14 protein-coding genes are annotated in these 22,708 nt (G+C 47.7%); 9 read left to right on the top strand and 5 right to left on the bottom strand.

The genetic code is table 11. The features are described 5' to 3' along the window. Positions 1-48: 48 nt before the first annotated feature. Both ONB37_05095 and ONB37_05090 read right to left on the bottom strand, forming a co-directional pair. Positions 49-2,208: a TonB-dependent receptor gene (locus tag ONB37_05095; protein MDZ7399523.1), complete on the bottom strand. Its 2,160-nt coding sequence runs from the start codon at positions 2,206-2,208 to the stop codon at positions 49-51. A gap of 43 nt (positions 2,209-2,251) precedes the next feature. Then, positions 2,252-3,028 (bottom strand): hypothetical protein, encoded by a 777-nt coding sequence (locus ONB37_05090; protein MDZ7399522.1) that lies wholly within the window; start codon positions 3,026-3,028, stop codon positions 2,252-2,254. A 431-nt stretch (positions 3,029-3,459) separates the two neighbouring features. On the opposite strand from ONB37_05090, the gene ONB37_05085 reads away from it, so the two are divergent. The 6 genes from ONB37_05085 (at position 3,460) to ONB37_05060 (ending at position 10,975) form a co-directional block, all read left to right on the top strand. After that, positions 3,460-4,068, top strand: coding sequence for a TetR family transcriptional regulator (locus ONB37_05085; protein MDZ7399521.1), 609 nt, complete (start codon positions 3,460-3,462; stop codon positions 4,066-4,068). 196 nt (positions 4,069-4,264) lie between these two features. Continuing rightward, positions 4,265-6,571, top strand: a complete 2,307-nt coding sequence (locus ONB37_05080) for a hypothetical protein (protein ID MDZ7399520.1) — start codon at positions 4,265-4,267, stop codon at positions 6,569-6,571. A gap of 334 nt (positions 6,572-6,905) precedes the next feature. Then, positions 6,906-8,096 carry a thiolase family protein gene (locus ONB37_05075; GenBank protein MDZ7399519.1) on the top strand — a complete coding sequence of 397 codons (1,191 nt, stop codon included), beginning with the start codon at positions 6,906-6,908 and terminating at the stop codon, positions 8,094-8,096. A 124-nt stretch (positions 8,097-8,220) separates the two neighbouring features. Next, positions 8,221-9,429 carry a 3-hydroxyacyl-CoA dehydrogenase gene (locus ONB37_05070; GenBank protein MDZ7399518.1) on the top strand — a complete coding sequence of 403 codons (1,209 nt, stop codon included), beginning with the start codon at positions 8,221-8,223 and terminating at the stop codon, positions 9,427-9,429. A 169-nt stretch (positions 9,430-9,598) separates the two neighbouring features. Next, positions 9,599-10,378, top strand: coding sequence for an enoyl-CoA hydratase-related protein (locus ONB37_05065; GenBank protein MDZ7399517.1), 780 nt, complete (start codon positions 9,599-9,601; stop codon positions 10,376-10,378). Positions 10,379-10,459: 81 nt separating this feature from the next. Next, the gene (locus ONB37_05060; protein ID MDZ7399516.1) at positions 10,460-10,975 is read left to right on the top strand and encodes a hypothetical protein; all 516 of its coding nucleotides are present in this window, start codon (positions 10,460-10,462) and stop codon (positions 10,973-10,975) included. Between the two features lie 264 nt (positions 10,976-11,239). Here ONB37_05060 and ONB37_05055 read toward each other — a convergent pair whose 3' ends face one another. The 3 genes from ONB37_05055 to ONB37_05045 form a co-directional block, all read right to left on the bottom strand. Continuing rightward, on the bottom strand, positions 11,240-12,001 hold the full coding sequence (locus ONB37_05055; GenBank protein ID MDZ7399515.1) for a sugar isomerase domain-containing protein: 762 nt from the start codon (positions 11,999-12,001) through the stop codon (positions 11,240-11,242). Positions 12,002-12,189: 188 nt separating this feature from the next. Beyond that, positions 12,190-13,356 (bottom strand): MFS transporter, encoded by a 1,167-nt coding sequence (locus tag ONB37_05050; GenBank protein ID MDZ7399514.1) that lies wholly within the window; start codon positions 13,354-13,356, stop codon positions 12,190-12,192. Positions 13,357-14,240: 884 nt separating this feature from the next. Beyond that, positions 14,241-15,251: an ROK family protein gene (locus ONB37_05045; GenBank protein MDZ7399513.1), complete on the bottom strand. Its 1,011-nt coding sequence runs from the start codon at positions 15,249-15,251 to the stop codon at positions 14,241-14,243. A 363-nt stretch (positions 15,252-15,614) separates the two neighbouring features. On the opposite strand from ONB37_05045, the gene ONB37_05040 reads away from it, so the two are divergent. The 3 genes from ONB37_05040 (at position 15,615) to ONB37_05030 (ending at position 22,644) form a co-directional block, all read left to right on the top strand. Beyond that, entirely contained in the window at positions 15,615-18,779 is a 3,165-nt protein-coding gene (locus tag ONB37_05040) for a TonB-dependent receptor (GenBank protein MDZ7399512.1), read from the top strand. Between the two features lie 23 nt (positions 18,780-18,802). Further along, on the top strand, positions 18,803-20,161 hold the full coding sequence (locus tag ONB37_05035) for a glycosyl hydrolase family 18 protein (GenBank protein MDZ7399511.1): 1,359 nt from the start codon (positions 18,803-18,805) through the stop codon (positions 20,159-20,161). 377 nt (positions 20,162-20,538) lie between these two features. Further along, complete coding sequence (locus ONB37_05030) at positions 20,539-22,644, top strand: hypothetical protein (protein ID MDZ7399510.1); 2,106 nt, start codon at positions 20,539-20,541, stop codon at positions 22,642-22,644. The last annotated feature ends 64 nt before the right edge of the window (positions 22,645-22,708 follow it).

Genomic DNA, 22,708 nt, shown 5'->3' with positions numbered 1-22,708 from the left:
CTTATAGATATCGAACTACTAAGAACTGATCAATAATGGCTTAAAACTTTACAATTCCCGTGTGACTGTAAAAACATAATTTCTCGGTGGCCCGATGTTGCGCTCGATCTGCCAGTAATTATATTGAAAAACATTGTTGATGTTAAAAGACAGGTTAAATCCCAAAAGCTTAGCTGCGATCCGAGCATCCCAAACCTTTTGCGCAACGCGATCATCATTCGGATAGACTTTCACCCGCTCGAGGCGACTGACATATCTGAAATCTACTCCAGCTTCAAAGATGGAGTGCGACAGCGTCAAGCCAGAGGTAAACAGATGGCGCGGTCGATAGGCGAGGATCTGTTTAGTATCCCGGTCAATTGGATCCATATAAGTATAGCTGGTATTAAAGCTCAGCCACCGTTCGAGAATCGCGCCCTGTGCTGTGATCTCGAAGCCTCGGATTCTGGCGTTGGACACGTTGACGAATTGAACGGTTTGATAGATATCTGGTTCGGGTTCAATGAAATTCTTGTAATCATTATGGAACAGGGCCAAATCGAGCATCATTTTGTTTGAAAGAATTTGATTAATCCCAAGTTCATAAGACCAGGCCGTTTCTGCTTTAAGATAGGGGTTGCGGATCACTTTGAACCCTGCCGTAAATGTTTCGGTGAACATTTCGGCCAGAGTAGGGGCGCGAAATCCTCGTCCCAGCGAGGCTCGGATGGTTGTGGTTGCGATCGGTCGAAAATTTAAGCCGACTTTGGGATTAAATTGGGTATCCTCAATACCCGTATCGACATAATGATAGTCCAATCTCCCGCCGAGCGTCAATGAAAATGTTCGGAGCGGCCGCCATTCATTCTGCAAATAAGCCGCAAGGGTATAAGCATCATGATTGCCCCATACTTGCGAACGAGTATAATCGTAGATCCCCTCAACCCCAAAGGTCAGGGCATGATGTTTATGAGCGAAATAATCGGCTTGTAATTCAACCCCTAATTTCTTTGCCTTGGAGAAGTCATTGTTGTCATGGTGATAATGTTGAAAATCATTCGCGAAATATGAAGTTCTAATTTTATAGGTGAATTTTGAGTTGAGCAATTCCCGATAGACCCCATTAAGGCTGAATTTATTGGAGTTCACCCAATCGCCGATGGAAGGGACTGGCATCTCATAAACATCATTTTGATTGCGCCAGAGGAAAATCTCGCCGTAGTCACCAGTAGACCAATTGCTCTGCAAAGTCAACGTGGCGTGAGTGTTTCGCCGATAGATCAGTTTGCCCAAGAGATTATAATAGTTGTAAAACCCATTTTGCTGGTAGCCAGTCGATTCTTTTCGTCCGCCGGAGACGACCAAGGCCACCTTGTTCCAATTTTGAGAATGGGTGATGTCGAATTGATTGAAATTGAGCCGGCGGTTGGTCCAGCGCCACTCGGGATAATATGGTTTGTCATAAATGCCAATAGAATACTGAAAGGTAGTGGCTGGCTTTGGAGCTGGTTCTTTGGTGATAATATTGATGACTCCCCCTAAGGCGTGCGAGCCATAAAGCGCGGACCCAGCTCCTTTAACGATTTCGACGCGGTCGATTTGAGAGAGTGGAACCAAATCCCATTTGATATCCCCACTATCACCTGGCATCATCGGAATGCCATCGACCAGAAATAGCACACGGCTGCCTGCTCCCAGGCTGAATCCAGAAGAACCGCGAATATTCACATCCCCTTCCATCATATAGACGCCAGGAGTATACTCAAGCACTTCATTGAGATAAGTTTTATTGCGACGTTCAATATCTTTCAAGGAGATCAGCGATACGCTATTGGGCACATCCTGAAAGCTCTGGGCTTTTTTGCTGGCCGTCACTACAAGCGTAGGGCTTTCGATTACTGTCTCCTCTAATCGGAACTCTATTGAAATGGTTTGACCCGCAGGGATGTCTACCGAAACAGTTTGACTCTTATAGCCCATCATCGTGGCTTTGACGTTATATTTGCCTGGGGGGATGCGATTGACTTTAAAATTCCCATTTAAATCGCTGGATGCCCCCATTACTGTTTGCATCAACATCACATTGGCCCCAGGAAGTGGGATACCCGTGGCTGAATCGATCACTTTTCCGATCAATATCCCATAGGTATTGCTGGGCTGCCCCAGAATCGATTGAATGGGGAAGGTTATAGCGCTGATGATTATTAAGAGAAATTTCGTATTTTTCATGTTAATATACCGAATTTAAGTGAATACTTATGAACATCGATTTTTAGAAATAAACCACAAAATTCACGTTGGTCACTTGGCTGCTATCCGTGGCGACGACGATGTCTTTCAAAAGGAGGCCGACCACATTCTCTAGAGCCCATGGTTGGTTGACTTTCTTTATGACCACCCCCACGGCGCGATATAGACCTGGTGAGGCAGGAATGAAGTAATTCAGCGAGTCCACATTGGCTGGTTGTAAACCACTAAAGGCTAAATCAAGGAGTGTCGCAGGGGGAAATTTGGTTGTCGCAATCACCATGCAATTCTCGGATCCAGCAGGCCATTGGCCGAGAAATTTGATAGTGCCTGAAATACTGCTATTTGTAGCTTTCCTTGCATAAGCGAAGTCAGCAATGATGTCCTTGCCAGTGACGATGGTTCTGTCATCGGGAACATGAATTGACGCTGGTGCAAAAGCATTGCCTGGTTCGGTATAAATGCCAAAAATACTTTGAATGCCCCAAGCCGCATTTCGCTCGCGCCACACCAACCCAACATAATAATCGCCTGGAGCAAGATAGAAAGTGTAAATGGTGGAATCACCACCAATAGGGAGGATATCTCCAATGATAAGATCATTGATATCGGTCGGCGGAAATTTGGTCGCTGCAACAATGCGGACCTCAGCTGTGTTCTGCGGCCATTTCCCGATATATTTGATAGTCCCCTGTATGCCACTCCGAATTGGTTCAAGGCCGTGGTCCAAGCTACATCCCGCGACCCATAAGGCCAAGAGAGCGGTAAAGATTATTATCAGTGAAAATTGTTTTCTTCCCATAACATGTCCTATTAAAAAAAAATCCATGAGCAATTTCATGGGTTATCCACTGCTAATAAGATCGTGATCTCGTCAATTTCCTGCCAAGCGTTGACGATCTGATCATCATAAAATTTTAAAAAATTTTTTCAGATAACGACATCGGCATTTTTTAATAAAAGCCCTGCCCGATCATATTTGATTTGTTAACTGAAAAAAATCTATATTCATAACCTTTAATAATAAAATAAAATTTTTAAAATGTCAAGGAATATTTTCTTCACCGCAAAAAAAGATAAGCTAATGAAATTTCGACAGAAAAACTACTTGACATTGAAAGAAAAAAATGTAAATTAGTGAATGAATGCTCATTCAGCAAATCCGATTAAATGATTCTTCGACCTTATAAATAAGACAAACAACCAATGAATGATGAAGGGAAAATCAATTAGATGAAACAGAACAGCAATGACAAGCGCGAACGGATCCTTAAGGCAGCAACACAAATTTTTGCGCAGCACGGTTTCTACAAATCCACTATTGCCCAGATTGCCAAGCTAGCCAATGTCGCTGACGGTACGATTTATCTCTATTTCAAAAACAAAGATGATTTACTCATCTCCCTTTTCGAGGAAGAAATGGTTAAAATCATTCGGCGCATGAAGGAGGAGGTCGCCAAGGAAGAAGGTTTTGAGAACAAGATCAGAAAATTCATTCAAATTCATCTTGAGGTCATTGCCAGCAATAAGGAATTGGCCGAAGTATTGCAAATTGAGCTGCGCCAGAGCCATAAATTCATGAAAGAGTATATGGGCAGCAAGCTAAACGACTATTTGAACATCATCTCATCTATTATCATTCAAGGCCAGAAGAACGGCGAGGTTCGGCCTGATATTATTCCCGGGATCGCCAAACGAATCCTGTTTGGCGCGCTGGATGAGCTGTCTGGTTTCTGGGTGTTGTCCAAAAACAAACGGTATAGCCTCGCCACATCTGCTCAAACGCTGGGGGACATTTTTATTTATGGGATTCTGGCTAAGCCGACGAGCGCAGGTCATTAATTGAATTGCAACATAAACCGCGGTTCAGAGAGCAAATGCAGTTCATCGCTGATGTGGATTTTTCCCATCAAAAAACTTGTTGATTCTAAGCGCCACACCCCTAATCAAGCAGCCGTTTTGTAGGACATCATTGATTGATCAATTCTCAAGCAGGTTGTACCCGCGATAAAAATCCAAATCGGATGGAGGAAGATAAATGAGAAGACTTGCATTCGGCCTAATCGTCTTACTGTGTTTGTTTTGTACAGAAATATTTTCGGTTGAGCCAATCCCACTTCGCCACTACCTCGAATTCTCCCGTAACACTGCCGATTGGACCTGGCAACATCATGATTCATTGATTTCAGTTTGGAAAAAAAATCTGGACCCCAATTCTGCCTTCGGTTACATTCCCCCTGGCGCCCTTCTTGAGATGGCAACTATTTATGCTTTTCTTTTTGAGGCTGAAGGGAAAAAGGATTACGCCGATCGGGCAAAACAAGTGCTCTTGAGCTATGGCGATTATCGTAAAGAGTATCCAGAAACTGCGATCAAACGGCGTGCCGATTATGAAGATGGGCTACCTGCCTTGCCCAATATCTTTACAGCCATGCGCTATATCCGATCTTATGAAACTTTGAAACGGCTTAAATATCTATCTCCATCGGAACAAAAAACAATAGAAGCCATCATTGCTGAAAGCATGGATTTCATCTTGCGGACTCAAGAATGGGGGGCGATGAATCGAGGCATCCTGCGAGCTGAATGTCTTGCTTGGGCAATCCGAGCAATGCCAGATCATCCCCGTGCTCCCATCTGGAGAATGCTGGAAAAATCGATCGGTATGGACAATTGGGGAAATTGGGAGATCGAGGATGCTAGTCTGTACAATGCGGTTTGGCTTTATTCGCTGTTAGGTTACGCGGATGCATTGGGCAAGATGGACGAACTGTTTCGCACTCCAGAGATGTACTACAATGCTCAATATTTTTTGCACTTGATGTGTCCAGATGGCATGATCCCAGATTTTGGCGATGCCAATTGGCATTCCAATTGGGATCGTTTCCTCGTGTTCTTCGAAGCCGCAGCCCGAGCCTATCGCGATTCTCATCTCAAGTGGGCAGCAAGCATCATTGCCAAAAAATTTATAAAATTTGATAATGCTAAAAGCGCAAGCTTGGGATGCATGTTGTTGGATTGCTATCGCTTCGGCAGCGACGTCGATCTCGCGGCAGAGCCACCAACGGAGTTGAGCGAGGAAGTCATGGACGACATCGTCGGCAAGAAAATCGTGCTCCGAAATGGCTGGCAGGCGAACTCCACTTATCTGTTATTGAATTATAGGGACGAAGGTGATGGCGGCCGTATTTTTCGAGACTATTTGCGCGATACGATTCCTGTGGAAGAGGAAAAAATGACCCATGGTCATGCCGATGAAAACAGCATCGTCCTGCTCATGAACAATGGCGCGATTCTCCTTCATGATGGCGGGTATCGAGACTATATGCCCAGTGGTCCATTCGGAGCGTATCGCCAAGATTACTTCCATAATCGCCTCTGCGTGCGCCAGGAAAAGATCTGGATGGGGCAGAAGGAGGGTGAGTACCGCTACCAGATGCGTGACGCAGTGCCAGGCCAACCATTGCTGGATTTCTTGCACAACGCTGGCTCTTACCGACAGGTGCGGACTCAAAAAATCGATTTTATCTCCTTGCCCGAGTTCGATTATAGTCGCACCCGGGTGATTGACGATAAGTTGGGATATGAGTGGGATCGGGTGATCACTTACGTCAAAGCCCTAGAGCTGTTCGTGGTGTTCGATATTTTCAAAACTAGGGTGGAGGAATTTTTTACAATCGCCAATGTGTGGCATACCAGAAAGATTGTTGCCCAGGGCAATCATTGGTACGATGTGGTTTATGATTCTCTGGGAAAATTAGCCCTCCCCGCCGATCAACATCTCCTCATTCTTTTCCCTCAAACGCATTTTCGTTTAGAAGGAATCGAATCGGAAAAAAGATATTATCAGAATGAGCTCGCTATTTATCAGATGACGGGCCAACATTTTGAATTAGGACAGCACATCGGCTTTATTACTGTCCTGATTCCGCATCCTGCCAATGAAGCGCCACAGCAATGGATGGATAATATCAAGGTTCTAAACACTGAGCCGGAGAATGCCGCACTGGCGATCGAAATTCAAGATGCCGATAGGCAATTCACAATTGGCGCCAAACAGGATCTGCGGATGGATATGATTCGTGATTGGCGAAGGCCCAAATACACTTATGAATCAGGCCGCATTGCTTATGGTGATTTTGAGACAAATGGCGATTTTCTATTTGCAATGAAAGAAGGCAAAAAATTGAACTACACAGCCGTGAATTTGACAAGGATCAAATACAAAGATGCTTGGCTGTTGGATCCCAAACCAGCCCAATTTAGCCTGGCGTTCGACGGCAGCCCGGATGCACCAGGCGTGGGCAAGCTAAGATATTGGCGGGGTGAGAGACAGCTAAAGTAATGCACATCCAAACAGAATTTTCATATTTTGCTCCGTTGATAACAATTTTTATTGACGAAAGATGAACAATTGGAGAGAATGCCAATCACTTTTTGGGATAAAGGAATCTTTCTTCTCTTGGGAATTAGAGGCTTAAAAGATGGTTATCCGCCAGCAAACGGACGGCTTGACACCGATTTTGCAGATTATTTGAATTCAATTAATGTTCTGAGACCGAAGAAAAATATCCCATTGCAGCACGCTATCCGATCTTAAGGAAAAGAGATTGGTAGACTATCTCATGAAAATTTCAATAATCCAACCTACCTAAGATTCACCAAACCTGGAGGTCCTGATGAAAAAAGTCGTTTTGACCCGAGGTGTTCGAACGCCGATAGGGAATTTTGGAGGAGCCTTGCGTGACATTACGGCTCAGGAACTGTTGAAGTTTGTTTTTCAGGAAGCCATAAAGCGGGCGGGCATCGATCCGATGATTATAGATGATGTGATCGCTGGCTGCATAATTCAGAGCTCGGATGCACCCAACATTGCCCGCGTTGCAGCGCTCATGGCTGGGATTCCAGAGCATGTCCCAGCCTATACCGTCCAGCGCAATTGTGTCTCCAGCATTCAGGCGATTACTTCCGCCTATCAGGCCATTCAGGCAGGCGACGGCGATGTTTTCCTTGTTGGAGGCACTGAGAGCATGTCCAATGCCGCTTATCTGCTTCGGAATGCCCGCTTTGGCTATCGTTTGCGTCATGGCGAATTGATCGATGCGCTCTGGGAGGGACTCACTGATCCGATTGTCGGGCAGATCATGGGACGAACAGCGGAGAATGTGGCTGAGAAATACGGCATCACAAGGGAGGAGCAGGATGAATTTGCGCTGCAGAGCCACAAGAAAGCATTCCGTGCAACTCGAGAGGGTCGATTTAAGGACGAAATCGCAGTGATGCAGATTCCGAAAAAAATGGCGGGTAAAGAGGTGGCGCCAGAAATTTTCGCTGAGGACGAATGCATCAATATTGGGCTTACCAAACAAATGTTAGCACTATATCCCACGGTGTTCAAAGAGAACGGAACGGTTACGCCGGGCAATTCCTGCCCGATCAGCGATGGAGCGGCGGCGCTGTTCGTGCTAAGCGAGGATAAGGCGAAAGAATTGGGGATCACGCCAGAATTTTATGTGCGGGGATACGGTTATGCGGCATTGAATCCCGCTTTTATGGGAGAGGGCCCGATCTACGCTGTGCCGCTAGCGCTGAAGAAGGCGGGAGTAAAAATGGAGGACATCGACTTTTTCGAAATTAATGAGGCGTTTGCCGCTCAGGTAATTCCCAGCAAAAGGGAGCTTAAAATCCCTGATGAGAAATTTAATGTCAATGGAGGTGCCATTGCTCTGGGGCATCCCGTGGGAGCCACTGGTGCTCGGATGGTTGTCACTTTGCAACATATTCTGAGGAATCGGAATGGTCGATTCGGCGTGGCAGCCGCCTGTGTCGGTGGCGGTATGGGGGGAGCAATTGTGATCGAAAGAGCGTGACCTTGTCATCCTCTCATCGTTTCACGTCCCCCAAAAGGGCAAACGAATGGCTCTGAAGGAAGCGATTTTTGCTTTTCAGTTTGAGAGACTTTAAATTGAACATTGAATCTGGAAGGAGGCAATTATGTATATTTATAAAGCAGCCGTTGTTGGCGGTGGTACCATGGGCGGCAGTATTGCCCAGGTGATCACGTTTTCAGGCATTCCAGTCGTGATCAAAGATATTAACCAAGAAGCGGTGCAGAAAGCGCTTGACAAGGTTCGGTCCATTTACGAGTCGCGGGTGAAAAAGGGCAAGATGACCGCCAGCGAAATTGAACCCAAGATCGTCTTGGCATCGGGAACCACCTCTTATGACGATTTCTCCGACGTTGATATTGTAATTGAGGCGGTGCCAGAGGATATCAAGATCAAAAAACAAGTCTTCAGAGAACTCGATGAAGTCTGTCCCCCAAGCACGATTCTGGCGACCAATACCTCAGCGCTTTCTATCTCTGAAATTGCTGCGGCAACCAAACGGCCCGAGAAAGTGATTGGTATGCATTTCTTCAATCCAGCCCACGTGATGAAGCTGGTAGAGGTGATCCCTGGCTTGCAGACCTCCGAAGAGACGGTGATGGATGTGATGGCATTTGCTGAATCGTTGCGCAAGCTGGCTGTGCGCGTGGAAGAATGTCCCGGCTTTTTGGTCAATCGCCTCCTTATGCCTTATATTACAGAGGCAGTGATCGCTCTGACTGAAGGTGCTGCCACTGCCACTGAAATTGATCAAGCCATGGTTAATTTCGGGATGCCCATGGGGCCGTTCACTTTGTCCGATATGTTGGGCTTGGATGTTTGCTATAAAGTCGCTCAAATCATGTACAATGCGTACGGTCCTAGGATGCCAGTAGCCAGTCTCAACCAGAAGATGTTTGAAAAAGGACGATTGGGTCAAAAAACCGGGGCTGGTTTCTATGATGCAGATGGTTCGGAGAAAGAGTTGCAAGCCATTGTGAAGGAGATTCAACAAGCGGAGGGATTGAAGAAGACCACTTTTTCACCAGAACGATTGCTCTATATCATGATCAACGAAGCCGTATTGGTATTACAGGAGAAAATCGCCTCGGCAACGGACATCGATATTGCGATGATGGCTGGCACTGGTTTTCCTCAAGAATTGGGCGGCCCTCTGAAATATGCCGACAAAATCGGGCTCGATGTGGTGCTCGAAGGCCTGGAGAAATTCAAGGACGAGCTGGGAATGCGATTTTGGCCAGCTCATTTGCTGAAGCGAATGGTGGCCGCTGGATTGTTAGGGGAAAAGACAGGGAGGGGGTTTTACACGCATTAGCGTAAATTCGGTAATCAATGATCAGTAATCAGTGGTCAGTAATCAGTGGTCAGTAATCAGTAATCAGTGATCAGTGATCAGTGATCAGTGTTCAGGGAGTTCACGGAGAGAGTAGATGCTGCTCGTAAAATCGAAAATAGAAAATCTAAATTCGTGAAAGGAGCAAATCATGGAATGGCAAAATATTAAAATGACGGTTGAAGATCGAGTGGCGACGATTGTGATCGATCATCCGCCGGCCAATGCGCTGAATACGCCAACAATGGATGAGTTGAACCAAGCGATCGATGAGGTGATTTCGAATAAGGACATTAAAGCGGCCGTTATCACCGGGGCAGGGATGTTTTTTATTGCTGGAGCAGATATCAATGAAATTGCCACCATTCAAAACGCCCAGCAGGGGGAGGAAATTTGCTTGAAAGGGCAGGGGATCATTAATAAAATTGATCGCTCGCCCAAACCATTTATCGCTGCCATCAATGGCATGTGCCTGGGCGGCGGACTGGAACTCGCTATGGCTTGTCATTTGAGAGTTTGCGGCGATCGTGCCCAGTTAGGGCAACCGGAGATCAATTTGGGGATCATTCCCGGTTTCGGAGGAACCCAGCGCTTGGCGCGCTTAGTGAATCAAGCTCGCGCTATGGAGTTGATCTTGACTGGGGATCGCATCTCTGCGCAAGAGGCATATCGGATCGGGCTGGTCAACAAAGTGGTGCCAAATATGGACGTGGTCAAACAGGCTGTGGGATTAGCGAAAAAGATAACCTCCAAAGGTGCCATTGCGGTTGCCAAAGCCATCGATGCAATCAAGACCGGATATGAAATGAAATTGGAAGACGGATTAAAATATGAGGCAAAATTATTCGGCCAAATCTGCGAGACCGCGGATATGCGAGAAGGCGTATCGGCATTTATTCAGAAACGACAGCCAAAATTTAGCGACAAATAATTCAGTGCCCATTGAAATTATTGTGTGGCCTTGAATGTTTCAAAAAATATTTTGCATTTGGCAAACCATGGGAGGTCCATCATGAGATCATTCCGGTTGCCATTGCGAGCGATGGCAGTAATATGGTTAGCTTGTGTTTTTTTTTCTAATAAAATTGGTGCATCCGAACTGATGCCCTATATCTGTCCCGGGATCAAAATCGGTTGGGACTCCAATCGCGGCTTTACCATGGGGCCCAAAATCAGTATTGGAATGGCAAATCTTGATCATGTCAGCTATGTGAATTTGACTTTTGGAACGAAAGCATTTGAACGCTCTGAACAAATTCCCAGAAGATTTATTTATCTGGATGCTCAGGTAGGACGATCGTTTTCTGAAGACTCACCTATCACGGTCGGAATCGGATTTGGACTGTTGTTTGGCAAGGGGGACGATAAGCTAAAAGTCTACCCTAGGACAACCATGTTCTTCGGTTTTATCGCTTTTCCAACATTGGATTTTAATTTTTGGGGCAACGAAGAATCTTCTGGCGAACCAGGGCTTGAGATCGGCCTCCCATTGCCTTTGAAAAAGGATGAAGGATTCGGTTTACAGTAACGCAGATTCGCTCAGCGCCCAGCGATTTAATTCTCTTCTAAAATCGACTGATCATTCCTCAAAGAAATTGTTCTAATCACAGAGTTCACAAAGCAATCACAGAGGTCAGGGAGCAAGCAAAATGGATTTTTTTCTTAATGAACTTTCTGTTCCACCCTGATCTCTGTGTCACAAAGCTATTTTATTTAACCAGCCTCAGCTATCAGTTGGCGAAAGACTCGCATTTTATTTATTTTTGCCGTCATCAATACAAAAAGATCCTGTTCAAACACCAGTGATCCGCCTCTTATATTCCCGCAGCGCATTGTCCAGTCGCTCCCTCGCAGTGGTATCCCCTGGCAAGTTGTGGGAGGGATGAATGAATAATTTGACGCCTCGATCGGCCAGAATTTCGGCCACGGTGGTGATGGTCATCCAGACCACGGTGACGAAAGCGATGGTGGAAACTGGGCCGACTTTATCGAAATGGTTTTTGAGCGGTACGGAGGCGTCCTCTGAGGGCACGCAGGTGTCGATGACAATATCAGCCACTTCGAACAATTTTTTGCCAGATGAATGGCGGGTCTGTTTGTCCTTAAACGCATTGGCCGAACCAGCGACCACGACTTTCATACCGATGTTTTTCGCCTCCAGGGCAATGTCGATATTGACGTTGTTGATGCCCGAATGAGAGAACAGCCACATGGTATCCCGTGGATCGAAATTATAGCTTTTCATGATCTCTTTGCCAAAGCCTTCGGCTCGCTCTAAAAATAAGAACTGGTGAATTCCCATTTCGCCGACGATATGCGTGAAAAAGGTGAGCGGCAGTTCGATCATCGGATGAAAGCCGACAAAGCCACCGATGCGGGGATACATTTCTTCCACAGGCAAGGTGGCGTGGCCGCAGCCAAAGGTGTGCACCCAGCGACCAATGGCGATGGAATCCGCCATCCATTCAGCCGCTTGTTTGATATTTTCCATTTGCGTTTCGGCAATTCGATCCATCACTGCCTTTGCATTGCTTAACCAGATTGATGCCAGCATAATTTTTTCCTCAATTTTTGATATGATTTAATTCCAACTAAAATTCTAACATGAAAATTTAGTGCAAAATTCCGCAGCAGAATAAGATAGGCACTGATGAAGATATCCTTTGAGCGTGAATTTTCGTGTTATTTCATGTCTTCAGCGGGCAAGAACTTTTTTAAAATTTTTGAGTTCATTTTAGAGATTTAAATACTGGTTGAATTTCGATGCATTCGATTGAGAACAATGGTAAACAGAACAGCACTCGCCAATAAGCTGATCGGGATAATGCTGAATGAATAGCGCAAGCCGAACCATTGGCCGAAGGCGCCCGTGAGATACGGGAACAAGGTGCCGCCCAATAAAGCGATGACCAGCACCATGCTGAACGCCGTGCCTGAAAGATGGGCGTAGCGTTCTCCCACATAGCCGAGCATGATGGGATAGCAAGCGGCAAAGCCCAATCCGACCAACGTCAGCCCGAATATGGAAAATTCTAATTGGTGAGAAAATATCATCACCAGAGCGCCGATGAAGGCGATGCCCAGGCTGCAGTATTGGACGACGGCTGGGGAGATCTTTTTGAGCAGGTAGCCCAGTACAAATCTTGCCAGGGTGAGGCCAAGCCAATAAACGGAAAACAACAATGCTGCCCGACTGGCGACGATGGTCAATTCTTCTTTTAAAAATAGCGCTGTCCAATTGCCCACGGTAAACTCCATGCCGCTCTGCAAAAACAGGATGAAGCCGAAGAGCCACAAAGTTCCTTCTCTCACCAATTTCGTCGCCTGACGGATGGGGAAGCCCTGGGCCTGCTTGGGCGATGGGAAACGAATCTCGATATAATAAATCATCGGCAACAACATGAGTGCGCCCACCGCAGCGAGGATGGTTCGATAGGAGGCCAGATGGAGCAACATGCCCAAGAGAAAGGGCACGCCAATGGCGCCGATGCCAAAGAAGACGCCCAATAAGCTTAGGCCTGCGCTCTTGCCTGTTTCGGCGATATCGGCCACTAAAGCATTGGTCGCACCGTTCAGCACTCCACCGCCAAAGCCGATCACCAGCAACGAGAGCCGCAGCCACCAGGCCGTGAGCGAATAGGCGATCCCCACCAGGCCCAGGCCAATAAGGGCCGTGCAGATGATGAATAAATTTTTATAACCATAACGATCCACGGTGGGGCCAAATACCACGGAGCCAGCCAGAATCCCCGCTGATAGAAAGACCATCAGCGAGCCAGCCATCGCTTTGGTGATGAATGGGGAGGCCTCGATAATGGCAGGTAGCGCTGAACCCAGGGTGGTGAAGACAATTCCGAACATTAGCATACCAAGACAGGCACTAGCGAAGACAAGTTTGCGGTGATACATTATTTTTCTCCTTCAGAATTTCCAACGGAAATTTATCCCCACGGATGGTAGAACGACCACGGATGGCACTTTAAAATAGCTTTCTGTGGTTGTTCCATTTCCGTGGTCAAGATCTTTTTCAATTCTGAGACCAGATTAAATTGCCCCACCGATGATAAGACAACCACAGATTGTTTTTTTTAGATTGTTTTCTGTGGTTGTTCCACTTCCGTGGTCAATATTTCTGTGGCCTTTCAATTCTGAGGCCAAATTAGTTGCCCCACAGATGATAGAACAGCCACGGATTGTCCTTTTATTTAGAATGCTTTTTGTGGTTGTTCCACTTCCGTGGTCAAGATCTTTTTTATTTCCGTGTCCTTTCATCAGAGGCCAGATTAATTGCCCCACGGATGATAGAACGACCACAGATTAGGATCAAAAATGAAATCCGTTGGCTTACTGCTATCAATTGGAAATAGAAACCCTTGATCAGTCATTTAATAATTTTGCCTAATAGCCGATTTCTATATTAATATCTCCTCGTTCTGGTCAGTCAGAGAAAGATGCCTGCATGCGCAGGCATGACAGCCTTATTTAATGACCATTATTGATAGAGCTATTGTCACTCCTGCGGATGCAGGAGTCCCTTTTTTCCTTTTGGTCTGAAATTTAAAAGATGCCTGCATACGCAGGCATGACAGGGCGATTCTAAAATATTTGGACTTTCCAGGAGCCTGTTGCAAATTGGTTTCTGTTGCCAAATTTGGTTCGGATATGTCATTCCTGCGAATGCAGGAATCTCCTCGTAAACTGATCCTTAATTAAATCGAATAAAGAGATGCCTGCATGCGCAGGCATGACAGCTTGCTGTTGGAATTTTGCAATAGGTCAATTAATGAAATAGATCAAAAGTGCTTGTCCAACGCCATTAATGCCAATCGTCCCGCCCCAATCAGGCCAGCGTCGCCGCCCAAAGTGGAAACTTCGAGGGAGACCTGCTTCATGCTGATCGGCTGGGCCCAGCGTTCAGCCTCGTGCTTGATCTGATCCAAAAACTGGGCGGCAGGACCGAACACGCCACCGCCGAATATAATTTTTTCAGGGTTGAAGATGCTCACCAGATTGGCCACGGCCATGCCCCAATAGGCGATCGCCTCGCTCAGAACCGCTGTGGCTATCGGATCGGATTGCTGGTAAGCGGCGAAAATGTCGTGGGAGGTGATCTGGTCGATAGATTTCTGCCGCAGGAGACCAGAATAGTCTTTGTCCTCGGTGATTAGTGATCGAGCAACCCTGACTAGGCCCTCGCCCGAGGCGTGATATTCGAAACAGCCGCAATTGCGATAGCCCTCTTGAAACGAGCGATCCAGCGCCATCCAACCGACAGCGCCTGCAATGTCGCCATGGCCACGCAAGATTTGTCCGTCCACCAGAATGCCCGCCCCGATGCCCGTGCCGATTGCCAGAAAAATGGCGTTCTGACAGCCTCGGGCAGCGCCTTGCCAGGTCTCGCCCAAAATATAACAAGCTCGATCGCTATCGATCTTGACCTGGATAGACTTCATCTGTAGCATCGCCTTGATCTGGTCGAGCAAGGGATACTCGGTCCAGCCAGGAATGTTGGGTGCCCAGACCTCTCCTGTTTTTGAATAATAAATACCAGGGATAGAAATTCCGATAGCGTTGATTTCGATATGCTGCGAGGTAGCCTTTGTCAACAATTGCTCGATCTGGTCAGTGATTAGCCCTCCGACTGCTTTGCCCTGTCGTTTCTCCAGGGGCTGCACCTGATGGTGGGTCATGGTTCCTGATTCATCAAAAAGCGCAGCGGCCAGTTTGGTGCCGCCGAGGTCCAGCGCCATTACATGCATGGTCGATCCCTTCATTTGAATTCCCATGAATCGGTCAGCCTTCATTTTCGTCCACCTGGCTGATGCGAGGGCGCTAATATACGCAAATCAACCCCCCTTTTCAAGAAAAAAATTTTTAGTAACAAAAGAAGTTGCTTGACAAACTGATAAGTTTGAGTTATATTAAGATGACTAAGATGTATTCCACTTTGGAAGTGGACTACATCTCAGGCGACCACACGTCTAAACATGAATTCGTCATGAAAACAAACCTGACATACCTCTTCTGCCACTGTGTTTCTATCTGGAATTTCTTTCAGCAAGACCTTTTTTCTCTTAGAATTTTGACACATACAAAACTGAATGGATTGAATAGATCAATTTGAATTGATCCAAGAGGATATTTTCATTTCAAAGGAGCAAAATGCCATGATGCAAATGAAACAACTGAATTCGGCTCGTCGCTTCGTTGAAGCCGCTCTTTTGACTATATTGGTTTGCTGTCTTGTTATGGATCTGTATGGCGCCAATGGCAAAATTACAGGCAGAATTTTTGACAAGGCCAATCGAGAACCGCTGCCTGGCGCCAATGTGATGATCGAAAGCATCTGGCAGGCGGGCAAAGCGATCAAGCTCGAGGCCAGGCTGGGAGCGGCCGCCGATGCGGATGGCTATTTCGTCATCCTTAATGTGCCGCCAGGCACCTATAATCTTCGAGCGACCATGATGGGCTATAGCTCGCTGGTGGTGCAGCAGGTGCGAGTGAATCTTGACCGAACTACCACCGTTGATTTTGCCCTGGAGTCCACGGTGTTGGAGATGGAGGCGCTGCAGGTGGTGGCCGAGCGAGAGGTGATCAAAGCCGATGTCTCGGGCACGCAGGAGATCATTTTGAGCGACCGCATCATCGAGGCGCCTGTGTTGCGAGTGGATGAGTTCGTGAATAAGATCAAAGGAGTGGAACTGGTGGCAGGCAACGATGGGCATGGCCTGAGCATTCGAGGTGGCGCCATTCGGGAGACCGACGTTCGGGTGGATGATATTTCGCTGCGGGACCCAAGATCGGAAAATTCTTATTTGTCGCTGAATTCCACCTCGGTGGAAGAGCTGCAGGTGTTGACGGGCGGCTTCGAGGCCAAATATGGCGGATTTCGCTCGGGGTTGGTGAATGTGGTGACCAAAGAGGGTTCCACCGATAAGTACACCGTATCGCTTAAAATGGATTACACGCCTGCCAATCAGCCGAAATTTTTCGGGGTCAATCCCTGGAGCGATGAATCGCTGATCTACCGCATCTATGCCGATACATCGGAAACTGGCTATGCCTGGAAGGGGACGTATGGCGACACCACAGTGCCTGCGGAGCTGCGCTATTTCCGAGGCTGGAAGCGAGCCACCGAGGGGCGGCAGAATTACGAAGCGATTGGCTTACCGAAAAACACCAAGTTGACGCCCGAGCAGAAACGGAAGCTGTGGCTCTTACAGCATCCGCAATACGAATTTGCCAATAAGCCCGATGTTTTTTTGGAAGGCACTATTACTGGACCAGTCCCATTTCTGGCAAGCTGGCTGAAGAATACCACCTTTTTATTGGCTGGCAAATATGAGGACACGCAATTTGCCTTCCCCATCGGGCCACGGAACAATTATGTCGATTGGAACAGCCAACTAAAGCTAACTTCCCGCTTCGGCGGAAATATGAAACTGTCGCTGAATGGGATGTATGCGGCAGTCAACACCGTCACGGCAGGTAGACCCTCCACGTTTGGCGGGGCATTGATCGACAATTCCAGCCGCTTCAATTTCCTCAGCAGCACGGCCGCTTCTGTGGCACAACAGGCACGACTTTTGGGCGGCTCCGAAGGCTTTATTCAGATGTTCAACAAAAGCCGATTGCAAAACTACGACCAACGTTTCATCATTGCTGGTGCTAAATTTACTCACACCATCACGCCCCGAACTTTCTACAATATCGATTTTCAATTCAGCTATGCTGATCATGAGATAATTCCCTTCGGGCTGGATACTACCAAAGCCAGCGCCTGGACCTACGTGGATTCGTTTCGGGTGCTCAACGTGCCCAAGATGGGCGCACCTAATGCCTCCACCAATTGGCTTACGGACATCACCAACTTCTTCTGGCTCTACGGCGGATTGCAGGCAGCAGACACTTCGTATTCCTGGGTGGCCAATCTCAAAGGCGATCTGACTACCCAATGGGGACGGCATCACCAGATCGAAACGGGCTTCAATATTAGGTACAACTATCTATCGGTCAACTCGGGCACCTGGCTGCAATCCGAGCAAAGCTGGACGCCCGATACCTGGCAATATTATAAAGTCAATCCAATAGAGATTGGTCTATATTTGCAGGACAAGCTGGAGTTCCAGGGCATGATCGCCAATGTCGGGTTGCGAGCCGATTATTTCAATCCCAATAAAAAATCCTATATCGTGAAGCATCCGCTGGATATCGACTATACGAATTTTTACAACATCACTTATCAGTATCTGCCTGGCCGATTTGGTTCCTGGGAGAAATGGGTGGAATTTCGGGACATGCTGGATCAGCCGCCTGGCTGGCCCGTCGGCGAAAACAAGACCCAGTTCCGCCTGTCGCCTCGATTGGGCGTGGCGTTCCCCATCACGGTGAGCAGCAAGCTTTATTTCAATTATGGCCATTTCTACCAGCGGCCGAATATCAATTTTCTTTATAACCAATCGATCTCATCGGGCAGTGTCATTGTGCCCACGCCCGAGTTGGCCATGGCCAAGACCATCGCCTACGAATTCGGCTATGAGCAGAGCTTCCTATCAAGTTTTTTGGTTAATGTGACCTTCTATTACAAAGATGTGAAGGACGAGCCGCTGAGCCGCAGCTACATCGATTATTATGAAGAGATGGAGGTGAACAAATATTTCCCCGATGCCTATCGAGACATTCGAGGGATCGAGCTGCGGCTGGAGAAAAACATGGGGCGATTCTTTACGTTCTGGGGCAATTACGAATATATGCTGCAAAGCAGCGGCCGCAGCGGTCTGGCCAATGTGTTCGAAAATCGGCTTCGTGCCAATGAAGAACTGCGCTGGGCCAATTTAATCATCACCGAGCCGTTGCCAAAGGCCAATTTCAACCTGAATCTGCATACACCGAAGGAGTGGGGGCCAGGGCTGTTTGGCACGAAGCCGTTCGGCGGCCTGCTATGCAATTTGTTCTTCGAATGGCGGGATGGCGGCAAGCAGATCATCAATCCCCAGGAGCCCGAGGAGCAACAGAAGAAGATCGAAATCGTGGATTACTCCAATGTGGATATGCGGGCATCCAAGCTGTTCCGATTCGCCAATATCAATTTGGAATTTGTGGTGACGATCCAGAATTTGCTCAATCAGAAACGACTGTCGTTCGCCAATATGAGCAGCGCCCAATTCGATCGCTACAAAAATTCACTGCATCTGCCTTTTGAGAGCGGTGACCAGCATGGCAATGATAAGTTAGGCGAATGGAAAAAGGATCACATCGATATCGGCTGGTTTACGGCGCCGTTGTTTTTGAATCCGAGAAGGGTGTTGTTGGGGTTGCGATTGAATTTTTAAATTTTTAGATAGAAAGATTATAAATGATCATCGAAAAACGACCATTCAGATTAACTCTGCTGATGCTATTTTTATCATTGTTGGCTTGTAAGATAACACCAGCCCCGAAAGTCGTCGGCTATTACACCGCCTGGCAACGGGGGATATTCCCAGCCGAAAAGGTGGCGTTTAAACATTTGACGCATATCGCCCATGCCTTTATCTGGCCCAAGGCCGATGGCAGTCTGGCGATGTACGATAATTTCATCTATCCGCAATTGGTAGCCAGGACGCATCAGGCAGGGAAGAAGATCATCGTGTCTATTGGCGGCTGGGGCAACTGCGATGGTTTTCCGCCCATGGCAGCCAATGCGTCGGCCCGAGCCAGGTTCGTGGAAAACGTTAAAAATTTCTGTCTGAACAACGGCTACGATGGCGCCGACATCGATTGGGAGTTCCCCCAGTCTGAGGCTGACCGCATCAATCTCAATCGGCTGATGCAGGAATTGCGGACAGCGTTCGATGCTGCACAACCAAATATGCTGTTGACCATGGCGGTTCCCGTGAGCGATTGGTCGGGCAAATGGTTCGATTTCGCTAGTTTGAAAAATTATACCGATTGGATCGGCGGAATGACCTACGACTTTCACGGCTCCTGGACCAATCATGCGGGGCACAATTCGCCGCTCTTTGCCCCAGCCAATGAACCCGAGGGCTCGGTGGATCGAGGGATTCAATACCTGCTATCCCGTGGCCTGCCTCCTGAAAAGATTTTTCTTGGTATCCCATTTTATGGCAAAGAATTCACCGCCAGCCAATTGTACGGACTGAGCACGGGCTGCGTCGATCGGCGGTATTCCGAAATCATCCCTTTGATCGCAGCGGGATGGACCTATCATTGGGATAATCTATCCCAGGTGCCCTATCTCACCAACCCGAATCGGACCAAAGTCCTGAGTTTTGACGACACGGTTTCGGTGCGGCTTAAATGTGAATATGTTCGGCTGAAAAAATTAGGCGGGGTCATCATCTGGGAATTGAGTCAGGACGATATGGGAAATAGCCAGCCATTGTTGGAGACCATCGGCAGCGTGTTGCAGGTGGATACGTCGGCGGGCCAGCCCGAAGTCGAGCTTCCCAATTCCTTTGTCTTGGCTCAAAACTATCCCAATCCATTCAATAGCCGTACCACCATTCGCTATTATGTGCCGCAGGCAGCAAATATTCGGTTGGAAGTACTTAATCTGTTGGGGGAACGAGTTGCCATCCTGGCTGATGAACCACAGGAACAGGGCTGGCAAGAGATGACTTTCGAAGCCAAGGATTTGCCATCGGGAATCTATGTCTATCAATTGACCGCCCCGTCGTTCTTAAAGGCGGATAAAATGGTTTTGGTGAGGTAGATCTCCCCCACGGATGGTAGAACTAACACGGATGTTAATTTGAAAAATAATTTCCGTGGTTGTTCCATTTTCGTGGTCAATATTTCTGTGTCCTTTCAATTCCGAGACCAAATGGGTTAGCCCCACGGATGGTAGAACTAGCGCAGATGTTAATTTGAAAGATTTTTTTCGTGGTTGTTCCATTTCCGTGGTCAATATTTCTGTGGCCTTTCGATTCTGAGGCCAAATTGGTTAGCCCCACGGATGGTAGAACCACCACGGATTTTGACTTGAAAAATAATTTTTGTGGTTGTTCCATTTTCGTGGTCCATATCTATTTGCTTTGGGAATTATTTCTGAGACCAAAAAATCAACAGATTTTTTCAAAGGAGTTAAAAATGCTCAAGCGAATGATGCCGTTCATATTCGGGTTAATGTTTTTTAGCCTCATCTTCTTTAATTCACTGTATGGCCAGAAGGATTTCAACGGCCCGCCGCTATTCATCGATGTCAATGCCATCAAGCTCGATCTAAAAAAGCTCAATGGCGAAGGCCAATTCACCACGCAGTATAGCTGGATGCTGACTGGCACGGGGCCGCAAAACACGGAGATCTGGTACTATCCCCAGGATCAGTGGCACTCCCAGATGCTGTACCAGATCTTCAACCCCATTTGCCTGGACGATAATGGTTGCATTGACGAGCGGGGCAATCGTAAGATCATTCCCACGCCGTTCGTCAGCAATGGAAAAAACGATTTCTCCTGGGAGATTCGGCGGTATCGACCGCCGTACGTCACGGTGGACGGCATCCCCCAGAGCCGTGAATATCGCTGGCAGACCGATCCCAATTTGAAAGCGGACATCTGCGCCATCTGGGAGGATATTTTGCCCTATTGGGGCATTCGCACCCATGTAGAGGTTTATGCGTTTAGTAATCCATTCCATCAAGATTATATCATTTGGAAAGCAACCTATAAATTCACAGGCGAAACGAAACGTCCCATCGAAAATCCCAATCCCAACGATTTCTTCCCAGATCAGACCATTCGTTTGTGGTGGCCCATCGCTTTCAGCTTCGGCCCATCCAAGGCGGGCGAATATGAGGTGCTGCGCTCATTTGCTTATGAAGGCGAGGACGATCTGGATAGCTGGTTTGCCATGAAATCGAACCTGGTGACGGGAAAAGCACGGGATAGCCTGAAAGTGGCTTATTATTGGGATACAAAATACCCAGGAGCCACAGCCTATCCCAACGGCAGCACCGACGACACAGGCGATCCCGATCGCAAGACGGGACATTTGATCTCGCCGCAGATCCCTGGTTATGCGCTCCTATATGCTTCGAAGTCCGCTAAAGATCTCAGTGACGATCCGACCCAGCCGTATTCGATGCCCCATGCGGGGATCGTGAAGGATTTGTGGAGTCGGCGGGATTTTGGCTTGCGGGATACCTACATCGGCCATGACAATCGGGGCAAATTTCCCAAGGACATCATCACCCAGGGCTGGGACACTCGAGCCGAAAAGGGCCCGATGCGCTTCATTACTGTTGGGCCGTACGAGCTGAGCAAAAACAGCCAGGCTGGGATTTATGACTCCATTGTGGTGGCTTATGCCATCGGCGTGGGTTCGATTTCCTGGGAGGTGGCCGATTCCATCGGCAAGGCCTGGTTCAATAAAGAAATCGATGATCAGGAGAAGAATCGCTGGGTGCTGACGGGCGTGGATTCTCTGGCGAAAGTGATGGATCGAGCGTATTGGGCCTGGCACAATGGTCTGAACGTCCCCGATCCGCCGCCTCCGCCCGATGTCAAAATTACCAGCGATGCCGATCGGGTGCTGATCGAATGGTCTTATCCCGATGCTTCGTATTTCAAAGATCCCGATACGGGCGCAGATGATTGGTATGCCTGGCGCATCTACCGAAAGAAAGGGGCGGCGTTCGTGAACGATCCGCTGGATAATTACAGCGGCGATAAATGGGAGCTGATTTACGAAACCACAGACCGCACCCAGACGCAGTACATCGATCGGGATGTGGTTCGAGGCGTGAGCTATTATTATGCCGTTACAGCAGTGGACGATGGCACAGGGAACAATGATCCGCTCTATCCAGGGCTGCGATTGGAAAGCTCCCGCTATGTCAATCGCTCGGGTCTGCCTGCGATTCCGTTCAAAGCGGGATTGGAGGTGAGCGATCGGGTGCGAGTGGTGCCCAATCCCGCCACCATCAAGGCGGGCGGTTTGGGATTTCCTGGTGCCGAGTCACAAATTCTGTTCGCCAATCTGCCCTATAAATGCAAATTGACTGTGTACACCGAAACTGGCGACAAGATTTCCAGCATGGATCATTTCGGCACGGACCAGGAGGTCTGGAATCAGCGTACCGATACCAATCAATACGTGGTCAGTGGTATTTACATTTTGGCGGTGACCGAGGCGGAAAATTTGGCTGGGGAAAAATTGCCTGAGCAGTTTGTCAAATTTATTTTGATTCGATAGATCATAGAAAATTCCAATTTCAAAGCATCAAACTCTAATCGCTTTGTCTTGAGTATTGAAGTTG

The organism is candidate division KSB1 bacterium, from assembly GCA_034506395.1.
GTDB lineage: Bacteria > Zhuqueibacterota > Zhuqueibacteria > Thermofontimicrobiales > Thermofontimicrobiaceae > Thermofontimicrobium.
Note: the sequence above shows the minus strand (reverse complement) of the source record. Positions and strands in the feature narration are given on the sequence as shown.

Bases quoted from the DNA above. Each gene is read 5' to 3' on its own strand.
- ONB37_05095 (MDZ7399523.1), bottom strand. From the start codon at position 2,208: ATGAAAAATACGAAATTTCTCTTAATAATCATCAGCGCTATAACCTTC.
- ONB37_05090 (MDZ7399522.1), bottom strand. From the start codon at position 3,028: ATGGGAAGAAAACAATTTTCACTGATAATAATCTTTACCGCTCTCTTG.
- ONB37_05085 (MDZ7399521.1), top strand. From the start codon at position 3,460: ATGAAACAGAACAGCAATGACAAGCGCGAACGGATCCTTAAGGCAGCA.
- ONB37_05080 (MDZ7399520.1), top strand. From the start codon at position 4,265: ATGAGAAGACTTGCATTCGGCCTAATCGTCTTACTGTGTTTGTTTTGT.
- ONB37_05075 (MDZ7399519.1), top strand. From the start codon at position 6,906: ATGAAAAAAGTCGTTTTGACCCGAGGTGTTCGAACGCCGATAGGGAAT.
- ONB37_05070 (MDZ7399518.1), top strand. From the start codon at position 8,221: ATGTATATTTATAAAGCAGCCGTTGTTGGCGGTGGTACCATGGGCGGC.
- ONB37_05065 (MDZ7399517.1), top strand. From the start codon at position 9,599: ATGGAATGGCAAAATATTAAAATGACGGTTGAAGATCGAGTGGCGACG.
- ONB37_05060 (MDZ7399516.1), top strand. From the start codon at position 10,460: ATGAGATCATTCCGGTTGCCATTGCGAGCGATGGCAGTAATATGGTTA.
- ONB37_05055 (MDZ7399515.1), bottom strand. From the start codon at position 12,001: ATGCTGGCATCAATCTGGTTAAGCAATGCAAAGGCAGTGATGGATCGA.
- ONB37_05050 (MDZ7399514.1), bottom strand. From the start codon at position 13,356: ATGTATCACCGCAAACTTGTCTTCGCTAGTGCCTGTCTTGGTATGCTA.
- ONB37_05045 (MDZ7399513.1), bottom strand. From the start codon at position 15,251: ATGAAGGCTGACCGATTCATGGGAATTCAAATGAAGGGATCGACCATG.
- ONB37_05040 (MDZ7399512.1), top strand. From the start codon at position 15,615: ATGATGCAAATGAAACAACTGAATTCGGCTCGTCGCTTCGTTGAAGCC.
- ONB37_05035 (MDZ7399511.1), top strand. From the start codon at position 18,803: ATGATCATCGAAAAACGACCATTCAGATTAACTCTGCTGATGCTATTT.
- ONB37_05030 (MDZ7399510.1), top strand. From the start codon at position 20,539: ATGCTCAAGCGAATGATGCCGTTCATATTCGGGTTAATGTTTTTTAGC.